Genomic DNA, 24882 nt, shown 5'->3' with positions numbered 1-24882 from the left:
TTTGACGTGCAAGGCGATATGCGCCCCGCCCCAAACAGCGGCGACGAGCAGAACGAGTGAAGCAAATCCGTAAAGCATGTTGTCCCCCTCCTCATGTATACTAGATGGCAGGATCCACAATAATGTATGAAACGCGTTTCAAGGCAAGTCTTTTTTAGGGAGTGTGTGAATATGGCCAATATCCGTGACTTGGCGAAAGAGGCAGGCGTATCGGTGGCTGCTGTATCAAGGGTGTTGAACGGATATCCGTATGTGAGCGAGGAAAAGCGGAAGACGGTTGGGAAGCAGTGGAGAAGCTCAATTACACGAAAAATATTCAGGCCGTCCATTTGGCGAAAGGAAGGGCAGCGATTGTCGGCGTTATGCTTCCGTACATTCATCATCCTTATTTTTCTGCGATAATGGGAGGTATACCCAAAGAGGCGCTCCGTTATGGCTACCAACTGCTTTTGGTTCAGACGAATTATGACGTGGAGAGGGAACTCGAGGCGTTAGAGCGGCTGCGGATGAGGCAAATGGATGGGCTGATCGTGTGCTCCCGCGAAGTGGGCTGGGAGGCGTTTGCCGCTTATCAGGAAGACGGTCCCATCGTTTTATGCGAACATGTCAGAGAGCACGATTTTCTTGCTGTTTACACCGTCGCTTTGCCACATTTTCAGCTGGGAGGGAAAGCGTTTCGCTTGATTCATCATTGGCTGGAGACAGGCAATGTGACGCGAAAGCAGGAAGAGCTGCCTGCCCGGTTGCTGGTGCGGGATACGGCATAATAGGGCCTGGCTTTCCGTCTCTGACAACCAGCTTGAAGCCGCTCGAAACGGCATCGTGTTATGTTGCTTTCAGATGGTACCGATTCACTGGGCGTCCGACGCCGCCGTATTGAACATCGAGCACGACTTTTCCCGTTTTCTCAAGGTACTCCAAATAGCGGCGGGCGGTGACGCGGGCGATGCCGACTCCTTCGGCCACTTCCTCGGCGGAAACGGGGAAGCGGTGTTGACGCAAATAGGCGATCACTTTTTCCAATGTTACCTCATTCAGTCCTTTCGGAAGCTCGGAGGACGGTCCGGCCGGTTGTTCAGTCGCCCGCCTTAGGGCATCGAGTTCCACCTGGGTGAGCGATTCCTTTTCCGCAAGCGACCGGCGGAACGTCCGATAATTTTCCAACGCCTGTTTGAGCCGTTCAAATTTAAACGGTTTCACAATGTAATCGAAGGCGCCGTTTTGCAGGACGCGGCGCACCGTTTCAATGTCGCTCGCCGCGGTAATGGCGATGATATCAACTTCATGGCCGCGGGCGCGGATTTGTTTTAATGTTTCAAGGCCGTCCAGCTGCGGCATGTAAATATCAATCATCGCTAAATCCGGACGGAGCTCGTGAATGAGGTGGAGTCCTTCTTCACCGTTTCGAGCGAGGCCGATGACGGTGAAGCCGTCCACTTGTTCAATCATTTGCCGGTTCACTTCTTGCACCATCGGGTCATCCTCGATCAACAACACGCGATACATAGCCTTTTCCTCCTTCGTCTCGACGGGAGTGTCTTTCGCGGCCGCCGCTGCATGAATGGGTAGTCACATATCAAAGGTAACAGTAAACACCGTTCCTTTCCCTTCCTCCGACTGCACATCGATGCGCCCGTTTCCCTTTTCCACAATTTGCTTCACCAAATACAAGCCGATGCCGCGTCCGTTTTCCCCTTTGGTTGAAAAGCCTTCATCAAAAATGCGGTCAATATGCTCGCGAGCAATGCCTTGGCCGTTGTCTTCGACCGAGAGGGAACAAATTTCTTCATTTTGTTCAAGGCTGACGTAAATTTCTTTTTCCCGGTCGGTTACGCCGCGAAAGGCATCGAAGGCGTTTTCAATTAAATTGCCAAGGAGAACAACAAAATCATGGTGATCGAGATGCGGCGGAAAGCGGTGCAGCCGGCTGTGCCGGTCGATTGTCACGCGGATGCCGAGCTCCTTGCCGCGGCGGATTTTGCTTAAGAGCAATCCAGAAATGCTTTCGTCCTTGATGTTGCGGCTTAAAAACTGCGTCAGTTCTGCTTGTTCCTCTGTAACTTGGAACACGTACTCGAGCGCTTTTTCAATATGGCCGAGCTGAATAAGGCCGGCGATCGTATGAAGTTTGTTCATGTATTCATGATTTTGCACGCGCAAGGCGTGGACAAACGCCTTTACGCCCGTCAATTCTTCGGCCAGCCGTTTCACTTCCGTCCGGTCTTGGAAAATGGCGATGGCGCCGACCGTTTTTCCGTTGACTTTGATCGGGATGCGGTTGCTCCAAATCGTTAAATTGCCGATCTGCAACTCCTTATTGTAAATCGGCTTGTTTACTTCCAAGATTTCCGGAAGGTGTGTGTCCGGAATGATGGAACGGATCGATCGGCCGATGACATCCCCTTTGACGCCGAGCATTTGTTTTGCCCGGTCGTTGAAGATGGTAATTTTTTCATCGCTGTCAATGGCGATGACGCCTTCATGCATGGCGTTAAACGCTTCCGTCCGTTCGATCAGCAGCTTGGCGATCTCATGCGGTTCCAGCTCAAACATTTGCCGCTTGATATGGGAGGCGAGCAGCCATGCGCCAATTCCACCGACAACGAGCGACAAAACGACCGCTACAGCAGCTTCTTCTTTCAAAGAATCAATGGCTTCAAAAAACGTCGGCAACCGGTAGGCGGCGATGACGACGCCAATTTGTTCGTGATCGCTGTTCATAATGGGAACGAAGGCGCGAACCACTGTCCCGATTTCCCCGCGGGCTTTGGAAGTGTACGTATGTTCGGCAAACGCCGGCCCCTCATCAGCACCGCGGGAGATCGTGCCGATCATCGCAGGAAGCGGATGGGAGAGGCGCACTTTGTTCATATCGAGAACGACGATATAGTCGGCGCTGTGAATGACGCGCACCCGCTCGACGACCGGATTGATCAGCGCCCGGCTTTGTTTGTTTTCGACAATATAGCGTCTGACTTCGGGCATCTCGGAGACGGTGCGCGCGGTTAGCAAGGCGCGCTGGCTGAGTTCCTCCTCCTTTGTATGGAAAAAGTCGCTGATGATGAATACACCGCTCAGCAACATGGAAAAGCTGACGATGGCGAAAATCAAAATCGTAATTTTCCAGCGAATCGGCAGCCGGTTCATGGCGGAACTCCTTTTTGGCAATCATGATTGCTGTTGAACATGCCATATGAATCGGGAAAGGAATAAATCAACGTTTTTTTTCATTATACCAAATCTTCTTGAATGGAAAGAAACGAAAGGTGTAAAATGGCGGTGGGGAACAAATATTCTGCCCGCCAGCATAGAAGATGGGGCATACGTAAGGCGTGGCGATTGCTGCTTTCAAACCGAATCCGTGAGCTCCAGCCGCTTTTTTGCTTCAATGATTCGAGTCGGCGGGGAGCATTCCGTTGGAGTGCAATTTTAGCAATAGGATGGAAGAATGGTGTGAACAATGGGGAAAAAGTGGAGAGCATGGACAATCCTTTTGTTTGTCGGCCTCGGTCTGGTCGGCTGGGCAGCTAGCCGTCAACTGGGACGTGAACCACTTGTTTATGACGACGAGCAAAAGGGGTTGAAAAAGCAAATCATTATTTATTTCAGCCATGTCGTAGCAGAGAATACGCCAAAAGGGTTGGCGGCGCAAAAGTTTGCCGAGCTCGTCGAGCAAAAAACAAACGGCCGCGTCAAAGTCGAAGTGTTCCCGAACGGCTCGCTTTATTCGGATGGGGAAGAGCTTGATGCGCTGTTGCGCGGCGACGTGCAAATGATCGCGCCATCATTTTCAAAGGTGACAGAGCTTGTCCCCGAATGGCAAGTGCTCGATTTGCCGTTTTTGTTCCGCGATGAGGACGACGTGCGCCGCGTGTTTACTGGAAAAGTGGGCGCCGAGCTGCTTCGGATGCTGGAGGCAAAAGGAATTAAAGGACTGGCGTTTTGGAGCAATGGATTTAAGCAAATGATGAGCACAACCCGTCCGCTCATCGCCCCTGACGATTTTCGCGGCTTGCGTTTTCGCATTATGCCGAGCGAAGTGATTGAAAAGCAGTTTCGTTTGCTTGGCGGTGAACCGGTTGCTGTTTCATTTGACCGCGTTTATCAGGAGCTTGAACAGCATAAGTTTGATGGGCAGGAAAATACGATTTCTAATATTTATTCGAAAGGGTTTTACAAATTTCAACCGTATATTACAATCAGCAATCACGGGTATCTCGGGTACGCAGTCATGATGAATCAGTCATTTTGGGACAGTTTGCCGAAAGACATCCAGCAAAAAATAACTGAAGCGATGGCTGAAGCGACGCGTTGGAATTTAGAGCAGTCGAAAGAGCAAAACGAACGGGAGCTCAAGCAGCTCGAGCGGCGTGAAGATGTCTTCCTTTACCGGCTGTCGGAAGAGGAGAAACGGAAATGGGAGCAGAAGTTCGCCCCGCTGTACGACGAGTTTACGAGGCAGTTTGGTTCCGGGCTTTTGAATGAAATTAGAGGATCGTAATAGGCTTCCGCGGGCGGAAGCTTTTTTGTTTTTGAACAGCAAAAAAGGTCAAGACCAAAAAGACCAAAACGACCATTATCACCATAATATTTTGATTTCAACGATTTTTCTTTATGATAATGTTGAAAGCGTTGCCAATATATCGAAAGGAGTGGGAGAAATGCGGAGAAAACTGAAAAACTTGACGGTGCAAGTCATCATCGGCATTATTTTAGGGATCATTGTCGGATTTCTATTTCCAGAATTCGGAGCGAAGTTAAAAGTATTGGCAGACGGATTTATTAAGCTGATTAAAATGGTGATCGCCCCGATCATTTTCTTCACCGTCGTCATCGGAATCGGCAATATGGGCGACTTGAAAAAGGTCGGCCGCATCGGCGGCAAGGCGCTCATTTATTTTGAAATTGTCACGACGTTTGCGTTGGCGATCGGGATTGTCGTCGTCAACCTTGTCAAACCAGGGGTTGGGTTTCATACCGATGCAGTAAAAGGCGGCGACATTTCACAATACACGAAACAAGCGGAAGAAACAAGCCACGGTTTTGTTGACTTCATTTTAAGCATCATTCCCGACAACGTCGTTGCCGCGATGGCGAGCGGCCAACTGCTTCCGGTGCTCTTCTTCGCCGTGTTGTTCGGTTTAGCGGCTGCCGCGCTTGGGGAAAAAGCAAAACCAGTGATTTCCTTGTTTGAACGGCTGGCAGAAATTTTCTTCGGCGTCGTCAACATGGTTATGAAGGTGTCGCCGATCGCCGCGTTCGGCGCGATGGCGTACACGATCGGCACGTTCGGCCTCGGATCGCTCGTGTCGCTCGGTAAATTGATGGGTTCTGTTTACATTACGATGGCGCTCTTCATTTTCGTCGTGCTTGGCGGGATTGCCAAGTTTTATGGGTTTAACATCTTTAAGTTTCTCGCTTATATCAAAGAGGAACTGTTGCTTGTTTTGGGCACGTCTTCGTCTGAATCAGCGCTGCCGCGGCTAATGGAACGTTTGGAAAAATACGGGTGCTCGAAATCGGTTGTTGGTCTTGTCGTTCCGACAGGGTATTCGTTTAACCTAGACGGCACATCGATTTACCTGTCGATGGCAGCCATTTTCATCGCCCAAGCGTACGGCATTGATTTAACCATTTGGCAAGAGCTGACGTTGCTTGGCGTATTAATGCTCACCTCGAAAGGGGCAGCAGGGGTTACCGGTTCGGGATTCATTACGTTGGCAGCGACTTTGGCGGCGTTCCCGATGATCCCGGTCGAAGGCATCGCCTTGTTGCTTGGGGTTGACCGCTTCATGTCGGAAGCGCGGGCGATTACGAATATTATCGGCAATGCTGTAGCGACAGTGGTTGTTTCGAAAATGGAAAACGAGTTTCATCCGAACGAAGCTGAAGTGGAGCGCGCCTCGATGAGCGTGGCCAAATAAGAGTCAGGAGCCGATCTGCAAGTCCAATTGACAGCTTTTCCGTTCGCATGTTTCTGACTGCGTCGGGAAAGGAGCCGCACGCTGCAAATCGCCGAATGGATGAAAAAAGGAATGCAATGACAGCGCGAGGGGAACGTTTCCCCTCGTTTTTGCGTTGATTTTCCCCTAAAGAAAGAACAAGAGGGACGTGGGGAAGTGAGAAAGGAGAGCAAGCATATATTTTGATTTTCTTTCCCTCTTTTCCCATAATGAAACTATAATGACGCTCGAGGAGGAGAGGATATGAACGGCCTGCAAGATTGCGCCACTTTGCATAACGGGGTGAAAATGCCTTGGGTCGGCCTTGGCGTTTATAAAGTCAAAGAAGGGGAGGAAGTAAGAAGCGCGGTGCGCACCGCGCTCGAGATCGGCTACCGCCATGTCGATACAGCCGCTTTTTATGAAAACGAAGAAGGTGTCGGTCGAGCGATCCGCGAATCCGGCATTCCTCGCGAACAAGTGTTCGTGACAACGAAAGTATGGAACACCGATCAAGGGTATGAGACGACGCTGAAGGCGTTTGACAAAAGTTTGAAAAAACTCGGGTTCGATTATGTCGACTTGTATTTGGTCCACTGGCCGGTGAAAGGGAAGTATAAAGAGACGTACAAGGCGCTGGAAAAGTTGTATAAAGACGGTTATGTGCGCGCGATCGGCGTAAGCAATTTCCATATCCACCATTTGCAAGATGTACTGGCGGATTGTGAAATCAAGCCGATGGTCAACCAAGTCGAGTATCACCCGCGCCTGACGCAAAAAGAGTTGCTTACGTTTTGCCGGGAAAACGGCATCCAGCTTGAAGCATGGTCGCCGCTCATGCGCGGGGAAATTTTAAGCGAACCGACGATCATTGACATTGGGCGCAAGTACGGGAAAACGCCGGCGCAGGTGGTGTTGCGCTGGGATTTGCAACACGGCGTTGTGACGATCCCGAAGTCGGTGACGCCGGCGCGGATCAAGGAAAACGCTGATATTTTTGATTTCTCGTTGACCGACGAAGAAATGAAACAGATCGACGCGTTGAACTTGAACAAACGGGTCGGTCCTGACCCAGACAATTTCAATTTTTGATGTCCCCATCAGCCAAATAGCGCCTCGATGCAGGCGCTGTTTTTTTTTGAAACCGGAGCGGGCCGTTTGACGTATGAAAAGGTGAGCAAGTACAATAAATAATAGTATACACATTTGATGAACATTGAAAAAACGGAGGGTGCTGTGATGCTATTCCATCCGATGGATATTTTCATTTTTATCGCCTTCCTGATATCGCTTTGGGCGCAATGGAAGGTATCAAGCAATTTCAATGCCTGGTCTGAAGTTCCAGCCTCATCGGGGTTGACGGGGGCGGAAGTGGCGCGCATGATTTTAGACCGCCACGGGCTGCACCATGTGCCGGTGGAGGTCGTGCCAGGGAGATTGTCCGACCATTATGATCCGATTTCCCGCACGGTCCGTTTGTCGGAGCCGGTCTTTTATGGGCGTTCAATCGCTTCCATTTCCGTTGCCGCCCACGAGGTTGGCCATGCCGTTCAACACCAGCAAGGCTACGCTGCGCTCGTCCTTCGCCACCGGATGTTTCCGATTGTGAACTTCGCTTCGGGCGTTGCGCCGTTGTTGTTGCTCGTTGGATTTGTGCTCCATCAATTTTCGCTGATTGGACTCGGCATTTTGTTTTTCTCGCTGGCGGTGGCCTTCCAAATCATTACCTTGCCGGTGGAGTTCAACGCGAGCGCACGGGCGAAGCGGTTTATGCTGGCTGAAGGGTTGATCGCCCCAAATGAAGCGCGCGGCGTAAACAAAGTGCTTGGCGCGGCGGCGCTGACATACGTCGCGGCAACGTTGATTGCCGTGTTTGAGCTGCTGAAATATGTGCTCATTTTCACCCAAGGGAACAATAATGAGGAATCGTAACATATTGGGCCGCCTAAGGCGGCCCAGCGGCATCATCGTCTATCAGCTGCAATGGAAACTTTTGTGTGCAGGAGGTGTAACCTGGGCGCTTCATCCGCGCTCGGAGACGAATTGGATATAGCCAGTTTGCTGTTGGTGGCGTTTCTCATCGCTTGCACCGCCTTTTTTGTCGCTTCTGAATTTGCGATCGTCAAGGTGCGCAGCTCGCGCATCGATCAGCTTGTCAATGAAGGGAATCGACGGGCGGTCGCGGCGAAAAAAGTGATTTCGAATTTGGACGGCTATTTATCGGCGAACCAGCTCGGCATTACGCTCACCTCGCTTGGCCTTGGCTGGCTTGGGGAGCCGACGGTGGCGCGGATGTTGCTGCCGCTGTTTGAACGCCTCCATTTATCGGAATCCGTCTCCCACTTTTTAGCGTTTATCATTTCGTTTTCGCTCATCACCTTTTTGCATGTCGTCGTCGGTGAATTAGCGCCGAAGACGTTTGCCATTCATAAGGCGGAAGCGATTACGCTGTTTACGGCTCAGCCGCTCATCTGGTTTTACAAAATCATGTATCCGTTCATTTGGACGCTCAACAACTCTGCGCGGCTCGTGACGCGCCTGTTTGGCCTCAGGCCGGTGGCGGAGCATGAAATCGCCCACTCTGAGGAGGAGTTGCGCCTCATTTTATCAGAAAGCTACAAAAGCGGGGAGATCAATCAGTCAGAGTACCGCTATGTCAATAACATTTTTCGTTTTGACGACCGCATAGCGAAAGAAATTATGGTGCCGCGCAAAGAAATTGTGGCGCTCGATATTAACAAAAGCGTCAAGGAAAACTTGGACATCATTCGCGAAGAAAAGTATACGCGCTATCCGGTCATTGACGGCGATAAAGACCATGTGCTTGGACTCATCAACGTGAAAGAGGTGTTTACGGACTTTATTGCCAATCCGTCCAACGAAAAGCAGATGAAAGACTATATCCGCCCGATCATTCAAGTGATTGAATCGATCGCCATTCACGATTTGTTGGTCAAAATGCAAAAAGAACGCATCCATATGGCGATTTTGGTCGATGAATACGGCGGCACGTCTGGACTGGTTACAGTCGAGGACATTTTGGAAGAAATCGTTGGCGAAATCCAAGATGAGTTTGATATTGATGAAACGCCGCTGATTCAAAAAATAGACGATCGATTGATCTTGGATGGCAAAGTGTTGATCAGCGAAGTGAATGATTTGCTTGGGCTGGACATTGACGATGATGACGTCGATACGATCGGCGGCTGGATTTTAACGAAGCATTATGATATCAAACCAGGCGAGAGTGTAGAAATCGATGGCTACTTGTTTACGGTGAAGGAAATGGATGGCCATCATGTGAAATCGCTGGAAGTGGCAAAAAAAGAGCCGAGCAAAGAGGAGGAGGCGGCAGGCGCCGAAGAGGAGGAGTTGCGTTTGTAAGGCAGACGGGGGCGTCTGCCTTTTCTCGTTTCGGCCGAGAAATCCCCTCCTCCATTGAAGGACAGCAGGGTAGATCAATGGTAAATGCGCGAAAGGTCGGTGGGAAAATCGCTTGTTGGCGCGAGACAAATGACCTCTTCGTTTGTAAACGGGTGGCGGAACGTTAGCTTAGCGGCATGAAGCGCATGGCGATGAAACACTGGTTTGCCGCCATAAAGCACATCGCCGACGAGCGGATGGCCGAGATGGGCCAAATGGACGCGGATTTGGTGCGTCCGTCCAGTCTCGAGAGAAAGCTCGACAAGCGATGTTGACGGGAATGTTTTGATGACGCGATAGTGTGTCACCGCTTTTGCCCCCGTCTTCGAGACGCGCCGGCGCGTTGGATGGTGGCGGTCGCGGCCGATTGGCGCGAAAATGGTTCCTGATTTCGGGGACAAACGACCGTGAACAAGGGCGACGTACGTCCGCTTGATGGCACGGTGGGCGAGCATCCGATCGAGCGTCGCACCGGCAAGCGGGTGTTTGGCAAATAAAATCGCTCCCGACGTGTCGCGGTCAAGTCGGTGAATGTGGCGCACTTTTGTTAAAATTGCCTGCGACTGCAAATAAAACGCGACCGCATTGGCGAGCGTGCCGGTTTGCCCCGGTTCGGACGGATGAATGTCGATGCCGGCTTCTTTGTTCAAGACGAGCAGATGGTCGTCCTCCCATAAAATCGAAAGCTCCCGATATTCTGGAACGATGAACGACGGCTCCGGCTCATATGCGTAAAGCTGAAGCCGGTCGCGTTCGTTGAGCACCGTCTTCCAGGGAACAGCCTGGCCGTTCAGTTTGACGCCGTGTTCCATCCGCCAACGGTGGGCGAGCTTTTTCGAGGCGGCCCATACGTCTTTCAGGAGCTGTTCAATCGTCAAACCGCTCCACCAGCTAGGGATGATGCATTCCAGCCAATCGCCTTTTCTTGTCCACAAAGGTTGTCACACTCCCAATTGTTTGTTAGCTGTGGAAACACTTTCTACCCCTATCCTTGCGCGAGATATGGTACACTCATAGTATCGTCTTAGTGATGGAAAACGCAAGCATTGCGGCGAGAAAAGGTGGTATGGACGTTGAAAATGATGTATGCAGCGACTCCGGAACAAGAGCATTACATGCAGTATTTGCTCAACTACTTTTATACCGATGTGTTCCCGTATTACTTCGATGATGAACAAATCCGTCAATTTGAGGAATGGGGCATTCTTTCGCTGGACCACGAACATGTGGCATATAATGGAACGATGAAAGAGGCTTTCCAAATCATTTCAGCGTTGCAATCGCTCATTACCGTCATCGAACATATCGGAGAGCATGGGGATTTGGAACAGTATGAATGGCTGTTTGTTCGCAATCAAAAGATTTTGGCCCGCCATGGCATTGCCTTTCCTTTTCATGCCAAGCAGTTCACTTGCAGGCGGCTTTGGCCGTGCAGCGTGTATGCGCCTCCGGCGAGCCAATGGGTGATTTGACAATCCGCACGCCTAAAGGTGTGGGATTCTTGGGTCGTTAACACCCTCATCCATTTCTGGTTCGGACAACGCCCAAGTTCGGGGGTGTGTCATCACCCCGTCCCATCGGGTTAGGATGTACCCCAATGGGCGGCGCACCTGCGACCGGTGCGCTAGGTTAGGCGGCGAAGCCCGAAATCGCTTTGGCGATGTTGATCGCGCCATTCAAGTCGGCGTGGAGGGTGTATCCGCACTTTTGGCATCGGAAGCGGATGCCGTTTCGGTTCGCTTTCTCTCGATGCCCGCATCGGCATGTTTGACTTGTGTAGGTCGGATTCACCCATCTTCACTTGTCACTGTGCAATGAGGAAAACCAGTTTCGGAACGTTTGTTCGTCATGATACCCTTCGATGCGTTTGATTTCTTTGCCGTTTTCGTAATGGACGATCGTCGGGGTGGCTTCAATATGGTACGCATCCCATCCGTCTTCGAATTCAAGCAAGTTGAACAGCTTTAAATCGATGCCAAGCTCCTTTGCGAGCGGCACGACGATCGGCGTTGTCCGCTGGCAGTGAGGGCATGTCGGGCTGTAAAAGTAAACGGTGAGCGTCTTGCCGTCAGCCAGCTGCTGTTTCAACTCCGCGGGCAAAATAATGTTGCGGTAGTTCGGGTCGTCAAGTTGGGCGATGGTGGCTGGGTTGAGCTCACTTTTATGGTAAGGATTGTTGCTTGCGGCTTCTTTTTGTTCGTACATCGTAATAAACGCGATCGCAGCGAACAGGACGACAATGATGCCGCCAAATGCGAGCAGTTTTTTCAACGTTCGCTCTCCTTTCTTTGCTGGCGCATGACGGTCCAACTTAACAACATAATGATCATAAAGGCAGTGAACGCCAAAAATGGAATGGTGATAAATCCAAGCCAGTTTATATATTGCCCTGTGCACGGAATGCGGCCGCAGCTGATGGCGTATTCTTGAAGCAGCGGAATTTTTTGCAATCCATAATGATACAGAGAAATACCCCCGCCAATCAATGACAGTGTGAAGCTATAGCGAGCTGCCGCAGCGTCTTTGCGCACAATGGCGATTCCTAAAATCACGACTTGCGGGTACATAAAAATGCGTTGAAACCAGCACAGGTCGCACGGAATGTACCCAAGCACCTCCGAAAAATAAAGGCTTCCGAGCGTGGCGATGAGCGCGGTCGCCCATGCGGCCAAAAGCAAGTTCTCCGCACGTTTTTCTCGTTCCATGTTCTCTCCTTCTTCCCATCATGTTCCCGATCTTGCCTCCGTTAGCTCCATTATAAGGGATGGAAAACGGCACGTCCATTCATAACCGGCAAAGGGCAGGAAAGAAAACAACATTTTCTATCTATATCGCTCGACAAACGAGCCATACTAATCGGTGAAAGGGGAGGATCACATTGACGAACAACAGCGGAAACAAAGTGCAGGACATTATGACGAAAAACGTCGCAACGATTTCGCCGAACCAAACGGTGCAAGAAGCAGCGCAAATCATGAGCCAAAAAAATATTGGGGCGCTTCCGGTTGTGGAAAACGGGCAAGTCAAAGGGATGATTACGGACCGCGATATTACGTTGCGTGTTTCGTCCCAAGGAAAAGACCCGTCGACCGTCAAAGTAGCGGAGGTCATGACGAACCAAGTCGTCACCGGTACGCCGAATATGAGCGTACAGGAAGCCGCGAATGTCATGGCCCAACATCAAGTTCGCCGTTTGCCGATCGTGGAAAACAACCAGCTTCAAGGCATTGTTGCGCTAGGCGATATTGCGACGAACAGCGCATCAAACGAAGCGGCTGAACAGGCGTTGACGAACATTTCGGAGCCGTCGCAGCCGCAAGGGTAATGGGGGAAAAAAGGATGCCCACATTTTTTCCAGGGCATCCTTTTTCTTTTGGCAGGTATATTGTATGATGGGAGCGAATACATAAACAGGGAAAATGAAAATCAAGGGGGAACAGCGATGGAGTGGAGACAAAAATACGAACAATGGCTGCGTGAGCCGCAGCTCGATCCGGAATTGAAGCGGTTGTTGGAACAACGCCGCAATGATGAACGATGGCTGGAGGATTGCTTTTACAAAAATCTCGAATTCGGCACCGGCGGCATGCGCGGCGAGATTGGCCCGGGGACGAACCGAATGAACATGTATACGGTGCGAAAAGCGTCGGAAGGATTGGCGCGATACATACAATCGTTTGGGGATGAGGCGAAGCAACGCGGGGTCGTCATTGCCTATGACTCCCGGCATAAGTCGCCGGAATTTGCGATGGAGGCGGCGAAAACGTTGGCTACGAACGGCATTCAAACATACGTGTTTGATGAATTGCGTCCAACGCCGGAACTGTCGTTTGCTGTTCGCTATTTGCGGGCGTTTGCCGGCATTGTCATCACCGCTAGCCATAATCCGCCCGAATATAACGGCTATAAAGTGTATGGAGAGGACGGGGGACAGCTGCCGCCTGCTGTCGCCGACCAAGTGATCCGCTATGTCAATGAAGTCGAAAATGAGCTCGCCATTCATGTGGAAGATGAGGAAACGTTAAGAGAAAAAGGCCTTATTCGCATCATCGGAAGCGAAGTCGATGATGCTTATATCCATGCGGTCAAAACGATTTCCATCCATCCGGAGCTCGCTCGGGAAGCGGCGATCAATATCGTGTTTACGCCGCTTCACGGCACGTCAAACAAACCGGTGCGCCGCGCGCTCGCTGAGCTCGGCTACCAAAACGTCTTTGTCGTCAAAGAGCAGGAGCTGCCGGATCCGAATTTCTCGACGGTCGCCTCGCCCAATCCGGAAGAACACGCGGCCTTCGCTATGGCGATGGAGTTGGGCAAGCAAATGAACGCCGATCTGTTGATCGCCACCGACCCGGATGCCGACCGGATGGGCGTGGCGGTTACAAATGACAAGGGAAACTATGTCGTGCTGACCGGCAATCAAACCGGCGGCTTGTTGCTCCACTATTTGCTGTCGCAACGAAAAGCTCAAGGCACTCTGCCGGAAAATGGTGTTGTCTTAAAAACGATCGTGACGTCTGAATTTGGTCGGGCGATCGCCCAATCGTTTGGTCTTGAGACGGTCGATACGTTGACCGGTTTCAAATTCATCGGCGAAAAAATGAAGGAATACGAACAAACAGGGCAATATGCGTTCCAGTTCGGATATGAGGAAAGCTATGGGTATCTGATCGGCGATTTTGTCCGCGACAAAGATGCCGTGCAGGCGGCTGTCCTCGCGGCGGAAGTGTGCGCGTTTTATAAAAAGCAAGGGCTATCGTTGTATGAGGCGCTCTTGCAATTGTTTGACCAGTACGGCTATTATCGCGAGGGGCAACGATCGCTCACGCTGAAAGGCAAAGAAGGAGCAGAGGCGATTGCCGCGATTTTAGCGTCGTTCCGCCAACAGCCGCCGGTGGAGGCCGCGGGGAAAAAGGTGACGGTGATTGAGGATTACAAAACGAAAGAGCGGACGAACACGTTGACCGGCGAAAAAACGGCCATTGATTTGCCGACATCCAATGTGCTCAAGTATATCTTGGAGGATGGCTCGTGGTTTTGTCTGCGTCCATCAGGGACGGAGCCGAAAATGAAGGCGTACTTCGGCGTCAAAGGGACGTCGCTGGAGGACAGCGAAGAAAGACTAGCCCGCTTAACAGAAGCCGTCATGCAGCGCGTAAAGGATGTGCTCAGCACCGTTTCTCCTTCTTATGCGCAATGATCAGCACAATCTGCGGGGAATTGGCATCGGCCAATTCCCCGTTCGTTTTACGAGTAAAACTGTGCGTACTGCTCGACTCCCATTTTTTGTTCGCTCACTTCAAGCGCATGGTCAATATAGCGAAGCAAGGCGTGCAACCGCTCCTGGATGACGGAGTAGTCATGTTCAAAATTATAAGCGTGGAGAAACTTTTCAATTTTTTTTGACAGAATATCATCAGGCGTACGCACCATTAAAATGAGCAAATTGTCCCATTCGGAGCGATGCGTGTAATAGAGCGCCTTATCATAGTCGACGGTGTTCAAGCGGCATGCCTCCTTTATCAAGAAGGAGTCATTGTTAGTGTATGACGGTGGGGCGTTTTGTTGCCCTGTAAATGTTGCGACAGAAGGCAAAATATAAATTATAACCGAAATGAAAACGAAAAAGGAAAAATAAATGTTGCAATTTTGTGACAAGGGTAGTATCCTCAAAATAAGGGGATGATGAGAATGAACAAACGGCACGAAGGGCAAGAAATGATCAACATGTGCAAATGGATGGCGTCAGTGGGATTGATTGTCGGAGTCGTACTGTTTTTGCTTAGTTTTATCGCAAGCGCTTACAACAAAGACTATTTCTTGACGATCATCAGTCTCGGCATTATCGGGGCCTCGATGTTTATGTTCGGATTCGGCCTGTTTATGGGATTGCTGACAGAAACGTACCATCGCGGCCCGCGCGAGAACGTATAGCGCGCATAGAGAATGAAAAACACCGGAGATTACCCCGGTGTTTTTCGCTTTTGCTGGATGTACCAATAGAAGATGGCGAAACCAAGAGCGACCAAAAAGACTGGAAATAAGAATGGACGGTAGGCATGGATGTACTGCTTGACGGCCATCCAGCGGCTTTCAAAATAGGCGCCGATCGTCAAAAAGACAGCGACCCACACCATCGCCCCGCTGTAGGCGAACAAGGCAAACTTTCTCCAACGGTAGGCGTTCATGCCGGCCCAAAAGGCGGCGAGATGCCGAACGCCGGGGATGAAATAGCAAATGAACAATACCGCTGGGCCGAGCTTCGAAAAAAGCGCTTTCGTTTGCTCGAGCCGTTTTTCTGTAAGATGGAGCTTGGGACCGAATTTATGCAAAAACGGCAGCCCGAGCGTAATCCCGAGCATATAGCTGAGCGAGATGCCAATGATGGCTCCAAGCCAGCAGGAAAGAAAAGCGAGCGGATACGAAAACGCCCCCGTTGAAACGCGGTAACCGGCATATGTCAACAGCAGCTCGTCGGGGATCGGCAGCCCAACAATGCCGAGCATCAGCGCAACCATAATGCCGATGTAGCCGAAGTGTTCGATAAGATAATGCAAATAGTGCTGCAAATGACCACCACGCTTTGCCGCGATTTCTTGTATATGACCATTATAAGCCAACGGTCCACAAATGAAAATGGGGCGCTGCGCGTTCATGCCAAACGATGGAACGTATCAAAACGCCGTTTCCCTCATACATTGTGATAAGAGGAAAAAGGGGGAGATGGATGCGGCAGGACGAGCTGAAAGAGTTGGAACGGGCGATTGCGGAGATTACGGAAATCGCAGAAGGATTTGGGCTTGATTTTTACCCGATGCGCTATGAGATTTGCCCGGCGGACATTCTTTATACGTTTGGTGCCTATGGGATGCCGACGCGATTTTCCCACTGGAGCTTTGGGAAACAGTTTTACAAAATGAAGCTTCATTATGATTTAGGGTTAAGCAAAATTTACGAGCTCGTCATCAATTCGGACCCTTGCTACGCGTTTTTGCTCGATACGAATACGCTCATCCAAAATAAGCTGATCGTCGCCCATGTGTTGGCCCACAGCGACTTTTTCAAAAACAACGTCCGCTTCAGCAACACGAAGCGCGATATGGTGGAAAGCATGGCGGCGACAGCGGAGCGGATCAAGCATTATGAACATCAATACGGAAAATTGGAAGTGGAAAAATTTTTGGATGCCGTCTTGGCCATTCAGGAGCATATCGATCCCTCGCTCCTGCGGCCAAAGCTGTCATGGACGTGGGAAGATACGGAAGTGTACGAAGAGGAGGAGCCTCCGAAAACATCGACGCCGTACGACGATTTATGGTCGCTTGACGAGCGAGACAAACTGAAAACGCCGCCGCGAAAAAAACGGCGCAAGTTTCCGCCGCAACCGGAAAAAGATGTGCTATTGTTCATTGAAGAATACAGCCGCGAACTGGAGGATTGGCAACGCGACATTTTAACGATGATGCGCGAGGAAATGCTTTATTTTTGGCCGCAGCTGGAGACGAAAATCATGAACGAAGGATGGGCTTCGTTTCGCAAAGGAGCTTTAAATATGTAAATGTGGAATCACTTGTATACGAAAGTGATTTTTTTATTTGTTTGATGTTGCAATTTTTAATTATTGCTCATTTGATTCATGGTTGCTGTATGGTTCGATAATGTTTAGTGATCATGCTAAAATAACGTTTGTAATACATTTTGTCCTGGTGAATCATAAATTTCTTTGACAAATGGAAAATTGTATAATTTGTTGAATGTTAAAAGGATTGTTTCTTTTCGTTGTCAAATAATTTGTAGTAAATATTAGAAATTTAAAGGGGATATATGGCGGAATGGACGCGAAGGATTTGTTGCGTATTATAGACGATGGAGAAAATGCCGAATTGGAATGTAAAGCAGCCAAAGGCGGGTTACCGAAAGATGTTTGGGAAACGTATTCTGCTTTTGCGAATACAAATGGCGGTATTATTTTGCTTGGGGTCGAGCAAAAAGGACAAGAGTTTTTCCCAGTCGATGTTGATGCAAAAAAGTTAGTCAAAGACTTTTGGGATGGAATTAATAATCCACAAAGGATTAGTAAAAATATCTTAGTGGATCGAAATGTAGAAATTGTTGAAGTTGACGGAAAAGAAATCGTGAAAATTTATGTTCCAAGAGCTTCACGTGAGGACAAGCCAATTTATATTGGTCATAATCCTTTTACAGGTACATATCGCCGCAATTATGAAGGAGACTATAAATGTACAAAAGAAGAAGTACAGCGAATGATAGCGGACCAATCTCCAATTCCTCAAGACAGCAAAGTTCTTCCCAATTACGGTTTAAATGATTTGAATATGGAATCGGTGAGAAGTTATCGAAATCGCTTTTCTTCTTTGAAACCAGATCATCCTTGGAATGGTTTAGAACTGAAGGAATTTTTATATAAAATTGGAGCTTTGGGAAGGCTACGCGAAACCAACGAGGAAGGGCTAACATTAGCCGGGTTGCTCATGTTTGGGGAAGAGCGCAGCATTACAGAGTATTTACCGCAGTATTTCTTAGAATATCGGGAAAAGAGTTCGGATGTGCCGGGGGAGAGATGGACAGATCGGATTATTTCTTCCGACGGCACTTGGTCGGGGAATTTGTATGATTTTTATTTTAAAGTCATCCGTAGACTAACGGATGATTTAAACATTCCTTTTCAAATGGAGGGGCTTTTTCGCAAGGATGATACAAGGGTGCACGCTGCTCTTCGTGAGGCTTTAGTCAATACGTTGGCTCATGCCGATTACTACGGGCAACGCGGAATTGTTATCGAAAAGGAAAAGATGTTATTTCGATTTTCCAACCCGGGTGTTCTTCGGATTCCTTTGCAACAAGCACTGAAAGGTGGAATAAGTGATCCGAGAAATCCAACGATTTTTAAAATGTTTATGTTAATCGGACTTGGTGAACGGGCAGGGTCGGGGATTGAGAATATTCATTTGGCGTGGAAAGAACAACATTGGACTGCCCCAGAATTAATTGAAGAATTTCAGCCGGATCGCACGATTCTTACGTTGCGAACAACTTCATTATTACCGCAGGAAAGCGTCGATTTTCTAAAAGCAGTTCTTGGGAAACATTATAAGTTTTTAACCAATGATGAAGTATTAATTTTAGTGACGGCACATCAAGAAAATTATGTGACCAATACGAGATTGCAAAGCCTGACAGATAAAAAGAGTGATGAAATAAGCAAATTATTATCCGGACTGGTGGAAAAAGGATATTTAGAACCAAATGGACAAGGAAGAGGTACAAAATATACGCTAACGGAAATGTTTCATCAAAAGTCTATAGGGAACTCCAGATATAATCGGATAAGCTCCGGACCTAATGTTAATAACTCCGGACCTAACGCTGCTAACTCCGGACCTAACGAAAACGAACAAACAAAAGATCATGAAAAAGTGCTATTGGATATTTCTGAATTAGCAAGGAAGAAAAAGAGATTAAATCCTTCCGAAATGGATGAGATCATTTTAAATCTTTGTGCAATTAAGCCGTTAACGCTCAAAGAATTAAGTCAATTACTGAATAGGCAGATGGATCCTCTTCGCAAAAAGTACATTTCACGATTGCTTAAGGAAGGGAAATTAGAACCGCTATATCCAGAGCAAATAAACCATCCGAAACAAGCATATATGACACGATCTCTTTTTACAAACCAGCATTAGGATATTGGATTCCTAATGCTGGTTTATTGTTATTAGACAAATTTCCCTTCTCATATAGTTTTACAAAATATGATGGGGAGGGGTACGAATGAAGCTTGATGGGATTTGGATGGAATCCATTGAATTAGATAAAATTGTCCCCATATACGTTGAAAATGTTTCAAAAAGAGCAGTAGAGAAAATGGTCAAAATATTAGAGGGAGGGGATCAGTTAAGCAGCCATGTTATTGTTGAAAAGGATCGAACGGAAGATAAATATTGGTTAGTTGCGGGGTACCCAGAATACTTAGCATATAAAAAAATGAATGAAATGCATAAAAGGTGCCCAAAAATATTTTGCGTTATTCAGCGATATTCGAATGAAACAGAACAAAGAATTAAGTTGCTACGGAGGATGTTCCATCATCAAACAACAAAGTGGTTGGACAAACATATGTTGATTGATCAAATGGTTAATAGCGGAGTAAAGGTTGTCACGATAGCCCGAAAGCTGGGAGTTACTCAAGCTGAGATTGAAAATTATTTTGTCCATCCGGATATTCCTTTTGACATAATCAAAAAAGCCCGGGAAAATGAAGGAAGTTTGATAAACATAGAAAAAATTCGCAAATTGCCAATCCATTCAATGCTTAAACACAAGTTATATCAGCAAGCAGTATTACCAAAAAGTCACCCTGACCGATTGGTGATGTATAAAAGTTTGTGTAAAACATTTTGCTAGAACAAAAGAAAAAAGGTAGGGTATTCTCTGATTGGACCAAAAATCTTAGAGAAAGGAGAACCCTACCTATGTCTAAAAGAAGTATACCGAATGTCGACTGGGCAAATCAACTGGAAAGTGTTATTCGTCAATTTGTGAAAGAAAAATTAGAGCTGATTATGCGGGAAGAAATCAAACATTTCCTCGAAATCGAACAGGCTCGAACACCGAATAGGAGAAACGGCTGCTATCTCCGTTGTGTTCGGAAAAAAGATCAATTCGAAATGGCGGAGGACCTGAAACTCATTTATCGTTCTCCGAATAAAGAAATCGCATTGGAGATGTTTCAACAGTTTCAATCCAAATGGTCTCACAAATACCCAAGGGAAGTCCAATCGTGGGCAAATGAGTTGGATGTCCTTCTCACCTTTATGGACTATCCGAGCAGTATTCGAAGTGTGATTTATACAACCAATGCCATTGAACGAACGATCAAAGAGATTCGGAAACGTCTAAAGCCGATGAACAGTTTGAGCAGTTTAGAAGCCGCGGAAAAAGTCGTGTATTTGACCATCCAAGATTTTAATGAGAAATGGGCAGGGCGAAAGTTAAGAGGATTTGCCGAAGCACAGGAAGCCCTCGAGCGAATGTTTGAAGAACGTTACAATTAACCAAATAATGTAAATATCAAACCAATACGATAAGGGGATTCTCCCTTTCTGCGCAATAGACTGAATATTCAGTCCCTCGTGTGGAGGAAACTAGTCCCCTATCCATTCCAAATCCATTTCAGAGATACCCTATCTATCTTGCATTACACAAAATTCTTGACGGTACCTATTATAACTGATCATATTATAGTTGACTAATATAATATGTTGATTTAGCTTTATAAATTGACAATATTTTGAACAATTTATTATTACGCTGAATATGTCCACCCCTTATGATATATTAGTCATGTCTAATGTTATAAGAGGTGACAAGGATGAAATATAAGGGAATGATTGTTTTACTTCTGCTCACTTTGATCATTTCGGCTTGCAGTTCCAATAAAGAACAATCACATCAAGAGCATTCTTCCAATGGGGATTTGCAAGAAAAAACTGCTTCTGCTGACGTTTTACCGACCTTTTTGAAAGGTCAAAGTGAAGAGGTCCGCTTGGTATATCAAGCTGCTGGCAAATCAATAGAGTTGTTACAATGGATTCCTTGTTATTGCGGTTGTGCCGAGAGTGCGGGACATAAAAGTAGTATGAATTGCTTTGTCAAAAAAATCAATAAAGATGGTTCTGTTGTCTGGGATGACCACGGTACTCGTTGTGGTGTTTGCTTACAAATCGCAGCGGAATCCATTAAAATGAAACAAGAAGGTAAGTCTATAAAGGAAATTCGCCATTACATTGATGAAAAGTACAAAGAAGGTTACGCAAAACCAACTAAAACTCCAATGCCTTTATAATAAACAAACCTCACTTTTCCGAAAACGAAGGCTTTACAATCCTCCCACGGTGGAGGATTTTTTGTTTTCTTAAGGCATATTTTATAAGTTTGGCAGATATAAAAGTAAAGACAACTTAGTACAAGGGGGATGATGGATGAACTCACTTTGGCTTTTAGGGTTTTCTGCTTCTGCTATTGGAATGTTATCTGGCGGAGTGATTGCTTGGTTGTTTAAAGGCTGGCAAAAAGGAACGCCAACCATTTTTTCAGTATGTAGTGGTATGATATTTGGACTGGTCACGATGGAAATTTTGCCTGAAAGCATAGAAATTGGAGGTTGGTTTATTGCTATTGTCGGATTGATTTTTGGTTATTTTATTTATAAGCATCTAGAAAAGGTTTCCCATCATGTGATCATTATTACCAATGACGCTAAAAAAGACTTATTTGTACATTCTGGTCTATTTTTAACATTCAGTATTGCCCTACACAATTTTCCAACAGGCATCGCACTTGGAGCCAATACTCACGATTCATTGACTAAACCAATGATGACTGCGATTATGCTTCACAATATTCCAGAAGGTATTGCTGTTTTTACTCCCTTGCTGATGGCTGGGTTTGGAATTCTCAGCATCATACTTGGGGCAACCATAGCCTCCGCCCCCATAGGAGTTGGAGCATTCATCGGAAGCAATTACGGAATGGGGGTTCCTTGGTTAGTAGCAATGATTATCGCATTGGCGATGGGGGTAATGCTTTCCGTGACGGGAAAAGAAATTTTTGGAACAGCTTTACGCGCATCTACCAAAATATACTGTGTTATCATGGCTATAATCGGTTTTATATTGGTTTCATTTTACTTGTTTTTTCTGTAAAAAACTTGAGGATAACGTCATACGGGAACTTGAAGAAGAATTTACAAAAGATGTGCTGATATTCGAAAGGACAGCTCACTGCTGTCCTTTTTATACCCTTAAATCGCCATGTTGCAAGTCCGATTTTTCCACCTGAACGGTTGTCATCATCCTCCTTCCATTCATTATGAGCTAAATAACCCATTTTCATGAAAAAACATTTCCTAAACTTGACAAAAAAATGAATATAAAATATGATACATACATATGAACATATGCTCATATATAATAAATAAAGTGAGGGGAATCATCATGAAGATGGAAGACCATTCTTTCTTAAAATCTGAAACCATTGAAAATGTATCGCGAATATTTAAGGTATTAGCCGATCCAACACGAATCAAAATTCTTTATTTGTTATCGCAAGAAGAGTGCAATGTCAATCACATTGCAGAAGTGTTGGAAATGTCTCAATCAGCCGTTTCCCATCAACTTAGTATGTTACGAAATCTGAGACTGGTTAAGTATCGCCGTGAAGGAAAAACACTGTTTTACTCCTGCGATGACGAACATGTTATTTCATTATTAAAACAAGCCATTGACCATTCTGAACATCATTAAGGAGGTATTTTATCATGCATCATCATCACCACCATCATTCTCACGACCACCATGGTCATCACCATCACCACGGACATCACCATGATCACAGTAGAGAAGGAAATAAAAAAGGGCTTACAATTGCCCTTCTCATTACCGCTGGAATTATGTTGTTAGAGTTTTTCGGAGGTTTAATCACAAACAGCCTAGCCCTTCTTTCTGACTCTGGTCATATGCTTAGTGATGCTAGTTCACTTGTTCTTAGCTTAGTGGCAATTTGGTTTGCCACCAAACCAGCTTCCCCCAATAAAACGTATGGCTTTTATCGTTTTGAAATCTTAGCCGCTTTGTTTAATGGAGTTACCTTGTTTGTTATCGCTGGATTTATTATTTGGGAAGCAATTGAACGTTTTTACAATCCTCCAACCGTGGCTAGCGGCTCTATGATGCTGATTGCGTCCATTGGACTTTTTGCCAATCTTTTAAGTGCCTGGGCGTTAATGAAAAAAGGGGATGTAAAAAATAATGTCAATCTGCGTAGTGCCTATCTTCATGTGATCGGTGACGCTTTGGGTTCCGTAGGTGCTATCATCGCTGGGCTTGTCATGTGGCTCTTTAGTTGGTATGTCGCTGACCCCATTATTTCCATTTTGGTTGCCTTATTAATCTTGAAAGGCGCTTGGGGAGTGATTAAACATACGGTTCACATTTTGATGGAAGGAACGCCAATTACCATTGACCAAAATGAAGTGAAAAAAGCCTTAGAAAGTATTGAAGGAGTGATTAACGTTCACGACCTTCATATTTGGACAATTACTTCAGGGTTAGACTCATTAAGTTGCCATATTTTGATTGAAGATCATCAAGACAGCCAAAAGGTTTTACAAGAAGCGATCCATTTTATTGAGGACCACTTTAAAATTCAGCATGCAACCATTCAAATTGAAACCTCTCAAATCCATCACGGGGAAATGAAAGTTTAATCCTTTTCAGAAGAGAGGTGATAAAATGCAACACATCGTTGATGTTCTGGTTATCGGTGCTAGTCAGGCAGGACTAGCGATGGGATATTATCTGAAACAAAATAATATATTGTTTGCCATTGTTGGCAAGGAAAATCGAATCGGAGATGTTTGGAGAAACCGATATGATTCCTTAGTTCTTTTTACTCCTCGCTGGTTCAGTTCTTTGCCAGGAATGGCTTTAAAGGGTGACCCGAACGGATATCCAACCAAGGATGAAATTGCCGATTATTTAGAGGATTATGCTCAAAAATTTGAATTACCTATTCATCTGAACACAGAAGTCATTTCCCTTCAAAAAGAAGATGAGATTTTTAAAGTTACAACCAATAATGGTAATTATGTGGCAGAGAAAGTGGTTGTAGCAACGGGTCCTTTCCAAAAGCCATACATTCCACCATTTGCAGAAAGCTTATCCGATAAAGTGTATCAAGTGCATACATCCCGTTATTTGAATCCATCTCAATTACAAGAAGGCTCTGTTTTGGTAGTCGGTGCGGGAAATTCAGGGGCACAAATTGCTGTTGAATTGTCCGAAGACAGAGAAGTTTATTTATCTGTAGGTCATAAAATGAAGTTCTTTCCACTTGAAATAATGGGTAAAAGTATTTTCTGGTGGTTTAAAAAATTAGGTTTATTAAATGTCCATATCAACAGCTCGTTAGGTCAGTTTATCAGTAAGCAAAGTGACCCTATTTTCGGTAAAGAACTGAAACATTTAATACAAGAAGGCAAAATTAAAATTAAACCCAGAACAGAAAGTATTTTAGGAGATGTTATTTCTTTTGCAGATAACAGTCAAATTCAAGTTCAAAATGTCATTTGGGCAACTGGATTTTATTCTGATTACAGTTGGATTCAAATTCCGAATGTTTTAGACCATAGAGGAAAGCCCATTCACCAAAGAGGGGTAACTTCTGTGAAAGGATTGTACTTCTTGGGATTGCCGTGGCAGTATCGAAGGGGATCTGCTCTTATTGGAGGAGTGGGTGCCGATGCAGAGTATTTGATAAATGATATTTTAAACCATTGAAGGTGCTTGCAATGTTGTGGTTAGAACTTTTTATAGCCCTTCTAAGCTTAGCGTAAGTGGGAGAGTATTCATTCAAACATAAGCTTCAAATATCATTAAATGGTTTGAACAAGGTCAGTACCTTGTTCAATATTTTAGCGATCTTAAACTAACAAACG

The 24882-nt window shown here is 46.6% G+C and carries 25 protein-coding genes and 3 pseudogenes; 20 read left to right on the top strand and 8 right to left on the bottom strand.

The genetic code is table 11. The annotated features are described in order from the left end of the window. Positions 1 to 126 precede the first annotated feature (126 nt). Positions 127 to 402, top strand: coding sequence for a LacI family DNA-binding transcriptional regulator (locus ACVX3G_RS17505; protein WP_306372130.1), 276 nt, complete (start codon positions 127 to 129; stop codon positions 400 to 402). Continuing rightward, positions 288 to 767 (top strand): type 1 periplasmic-binding domain-containing protein, encoded by a 480-nt coding sequence (locus ACVX3G_RS17500; protein WP_223812643.1) that lies wholly within the window; start codon positions 288 to 290, stop codon positions 765 to 767. Before ACVX3G_RS17505 ends, ACVX3G_RS17500 begins: the two co-directional genes overlap by 115 nt. A 58-nt stretch (positions 768 to 825) precedes the next feature. Here the strand turns inward: ACVX3G_RS17500 and ACVX3G_RS17495 are convergent, their stop codons facing one another. Together ACVX3G_RS17495 and ACVX3G_RS17490 are read right to left on the bottom strand one after the other, a co-directional pair. Next, positions 826 to 1506, bottom strand: coding sequence for a response regulator (locus ACVX3G_RS17495; protein ID WP_011230062.1), 681 nt, complete (start codon positions 1504 to 1506; stop codon positions 826 to 828). A 63-nt stretch (positions 1507 to 1569) separates the two neighbouring features. After that, the gene (locus tag ACVX3G_RS17490; RefSeq protein WP_020279503.1) at positions 1570 to 3147 is read right to left on the bottom strand and encodes an ATP-binding protein; all 1578 of its coding nucleotides are present in this window, start codon (positions 3145 to 3147) and stop codon (positions 1570 to 1572) included. A 313-nt stretch (positions 3148 to 3460) separates the two neighbouring features. On the opposite strand from ACVX3G_RS17490, the gene ACVX3G_RS17485 reads away from it, so the two are divergent. The 5 genes from ACVX3G_RS17485 (at position 3461) to ACVX3G_RS17465 (ending at position 9326) form a co-directional block, all read left to right on the top strand. Then, positions 3461 to 4501: a TRAP transporter substrate-binding protein gene (locus tag ACVX3G_RS17485; RefSeq protein WP_014194935.1), complete on the top strand. Its 1041-nt coding sequence runs from the start codon at positions 3461 to 3463 to the stop codon at positions 4499 to 4501. A gap of 160 nt (positions 4502 to 4661) precedes the next feature. Beyond that, positions 4662 to 5924 (top strand): dicarboxylate/amino acid:cation symporter, encoded by a 1263-nt coding sequence (locus tag ACVX3G_RS17480; RefSeq protein ID WP_025039067.1) that lies wholly within the window; start codon positions 4662 to 4664, stop codon positions 5922 to 5924. A 282-nt stretch (positions 5925 to 6206) separates the two neighbouring features. Further along, complete coding sequence (locus tag ACVX3G_RS17475; protein WP_011230066.1) at positions 6207 to 7034, top strand: aldo/keto reductase; 828 nt, start codon at positions 6207 to 6209, stop codon at positions 7032 to 7034. A gap of 147 nt (positions 7035 to 7181) precedes the next feature. Continuing rightward, positions 7182 to 7874, top strand: a complete 693-nt coding sequence (locus ACVX3G_RS17470) for a zinc metallopeptidase (RefSeq protein ID WP_011230067.1) — start codon at positions 7182 to 7184, stop codon at positions 7872 to 7874. Between the two features lie 111 nt (positions 7875 to 7985). Beyond that, complete coding sequence (locus tag ACVX3G_RS17465) at positions 7986 to 9326, top strand: hemolysin family protein (RefSeq protein ID WP_011230068.1); 1341 nt, start codon at positions 7986 to 7988, stop codon at positions 9324 to 9326. Between the two features lie 74 nt (positions 9327 to 9400). Here the strand turns inward: ACVX3G_RS17465 and ACVX3G_RS17460 are convergent, their stop codons facing one another. Next, on the bottom strand, positions 9401 to 10300 hold the full coding sequence (locus ACVX3G_RS17460) for an RluA family pseudouridine synthase (protein WP_011230069.1): 900 nt from the start codon (positions 10298 to 10300) through the stop codon (positions 9401 to 9403). Between the two features lie 138 nt (positions 10301 to 10438). Between ACVX3G_RS17460 and ACVX3G_RS17455 the strand changes: the two genes are divergently transcribed. Continuing rightward, the gene (locus tag ACVX3G_RS17455; RefSeq protein ID WP_014194938.1) at positions 10439 to 10837 is read left to right on the top strand and encodes a YhcU family protein; all 399 of its coding nucleotides are present in this window, start codon (positions 10439 to 10441) and stop codon (positions 10835 to 10837) included. Between the two features lie 157 nt (positions 10838 to 10994). Here ACVX3G_RS17455 and ACVX3G_RS17450 read toward each other — a convergent pair. The 3 genes and pseudogenes from ACVX3G_RS17450 to ACVX3G_RS17440 all read right to left on the bottom strand — a co-directional run. Beyond that, a pseudogene (locus ACVX3G_RS17450) lies at positions 10995 to 11159 on the bottom strand (zinc ribbon domain-containing protein); the annotation flags it as partial. A 3-nt stretch (positions 11160 to 11162) separates the two neighbouring features. Continuing rightward, positions 11163 to 11636, bottom strand: coding sequence for a thioredoxin family protein (locus ACVX3G_RS17445; RefSeq protein ID WP_011230071.1), 474 nt, complete (start codon positions 11634 to 11636; stop codon positions 11163 to 11165). Then, a complete protein-coding gene (locus ACVX3G_RS17440; RefSeq protein ID WP_014194940.1) occupies positions 11633 to 12070 on the bottom strand; it encodes a disulfide formation protein C in 438 nt (145 codons plus the stop codon). The genes ACVX3G_RS17445 and ACVX3G_RS17440 overlap by 4 nt, the downstream gene beginning before the upstream one ends. Positions 12071 to 12243: 173 nt before the next feature. Here ACVX3G_RS17440 and ACVX3G_RS17435 point away from each other — a divergent pair, with 173 nt between their 5' ends. Both ACVX3G_RS17435 and ACVX3G_RS17430 read left to right on the top strand, forming a co-directional pair. Beyond that, a complete protein-coding gene (locus ACVX3G_RS17435; protein ID WP_011230073.1) occupies positions 12244 to 12690 on the top strand; it encodes a CBS domain-containing protein in 447 nt (148 codons plus the stop codon). A 117-nt stretch (positions 12691 to 12807) separates the two neighbouring features. Next, positions 12808 to 14565 (top strand): phospho-sugar mutase, encoded by a 1758-nt coding sequence (locus tag ACVX3G_RS17430; protein WP_014194941.1) that lies wholly within the window; start codon positions 12808 to 12810, stop codon positions 14563 to 14565. A gap of 47 nt (positions 14566 to 14612) precedes the next feature. Here the strand turns inward: ACVX3G_RS17430 and ACVX3G_RS17425 are convergent, their stop codons facing one another. Further along, positions 14613 to 14870, bottom strand: coding sequence for a YhdB family protein (locus ACVX3G_RS17425; protein ID WP_013146280.1), 258 nt, complete (start codon positions 14868 to 14870; stop codon positions 14613 to 14615). 180 nt (positions 14871 to 15050) lie between these two features. On the opposite strand from ACVX3G_RS17425, the gene ACVX3G_RS17420 reads away from it, so the two are divergent. Continuing rightward, positions 15051 to 15299, top strand: coding sequence for a hypothetical protein (locus ACVX3G_RS17420; protein WP_025039331.1), 249 nt, complete (start codon positions 15051 to 15053; stop codon positions 15297 to 15299). A 29-nt stretch (positions 15300 to 15328) separates the two neighbouring features. Here ACVX3G_RS17420 and ACVX3G_RS17415 read toward each other — a convergent pair whose 3' ends face one another. Further along, positions 15329 to 15934: a DedA family protein gene (locus ACVX3G_RS17415; RefSeq protein ID WP_011230077.1), complete on the bottom strand. Its 606-nt coding sequence runs from the start codon at positions 15932 to 15934 to the stop codon at positions 15329 to 15331. Between the two features lie 158 nt (positions 15935 to 16092). Between ACVX3G_RS17415 and ACVX3G_RS17410 the strand changes: the two are divergent. From ACVX3G_RS17410 to ACVX3G_RS17370, 9 genes and pseudogenes are all read left to right on the top strand, one after another. Further along, a pseudogene (locus tag ACVX3G_RS17410) lies at positions 16093 to 16899 on the top strand (SpoVR family protein); the annotation flags it as partial. A 298-nt stretch (positions 16900 to 17197) separates the two neighbouring features. Then, on the top strand, positions 17198 to 19069 hold the full coding sequence (locus ACVX3G_RS17405) for an RNA-binding domain-containing protein (protein WP_011230079.1): 1872 nt from the start codon (positions 17198 to 17200) through the stop codon (positions 19067 to 19069). A gap of 88 nt (positions 19070 to 19157) precedes the next feature. Then, positions 19158 to 19790 carry a hypothetical protein gene (locus ACVX3G_RS17400; RefSeq protein ID WP_021322734.1) on the top strand — a complete coding sequence of 211 codons (633 nt, stop codon included), beginning with the start codon at positions 19158 to 19160 and terminating at the stop codon, positions 19788 to 19790. Positions 19791 to 20020: 230 nt separating this feature from the next. Next, positions 20021 to 20440: pseudogene (locus ACVX3G_RS17395) on the top strand (transposase); the annotation flags it as partial. Positions 20441 to 20757: 317 nt separating this feature from the next. Further along, positions 20758 to 21231 carry a PCYCGC domain-containing protein gene (locus tag ACVX3G_RS17390; protein ID WP_011230081.1) on the top strand — a complete coding sequence of 158 codons (474 nt, stop codon included), beginning with the start codon at positions 20758 to 20760 and terminating at the stop codon, positions 21229 to 21231. Between the two features lie 136 nt (positions 21232 to 21367). Next, the gene (locus ACVX3G_RS17385; protein ID WP_012749256.1) at positions 21368 to 22090 is read left to right on the top strand and encodes a ZIP family metal transporter; all 723 of its coding nucleotides are present in this window, start codon (positions 21368 to 21370) and stop codon (positions 22088 to 22090) included. Between the two features lie 291 nt (positions 22091 to 22381). Further along, the gene (locus ACVX3G_RS17380) at positions 22382 to 22690 is read left to right on the top strand and encodes an ArsR/SmtB family transcription factor (protein ID WP_011230084.1); all 309 of its coding nucleotides are present in this window, start codon (positions 22382 to 22384) and stop codon (positions 22688 to 22690) included. A gap of 14 nt (positions 22691 to 22704) precedes the next feature. Next, positions 22705 to 23652: a cation diffusion facilitator family transporter gene (locus ACVX3G_RS17375; RefSeq protein ID WP_011230085.1), complete on the top strand. Its 948-nt coding sequence runs from the start codon at positions 22705 to 22707 to the stop codon at positions 23650 to 23652. Between the two features lie 25 nt (positions 23653 to 23677). Beyond that, positions 23678 to 24724 (top strand): flavin-containing monooxygenase, encoded by a 1047-nt coding sequence (locus tag ACVX3G_RS17370; RefSeq protein WP_011230086.1) that lies wholly within the window; start codon positions 23678 to 23680, stop codon positions 24722 to 24724. Positions 24725 to 24882 lie beyond the last annotated feature (158 nt).

This window comes from Geobacillus sp. PLS 41 (assembly GCF_056494105.1).
This window is presented reverse-complemented; position numbering and strand designations above follow the sequence as displayed.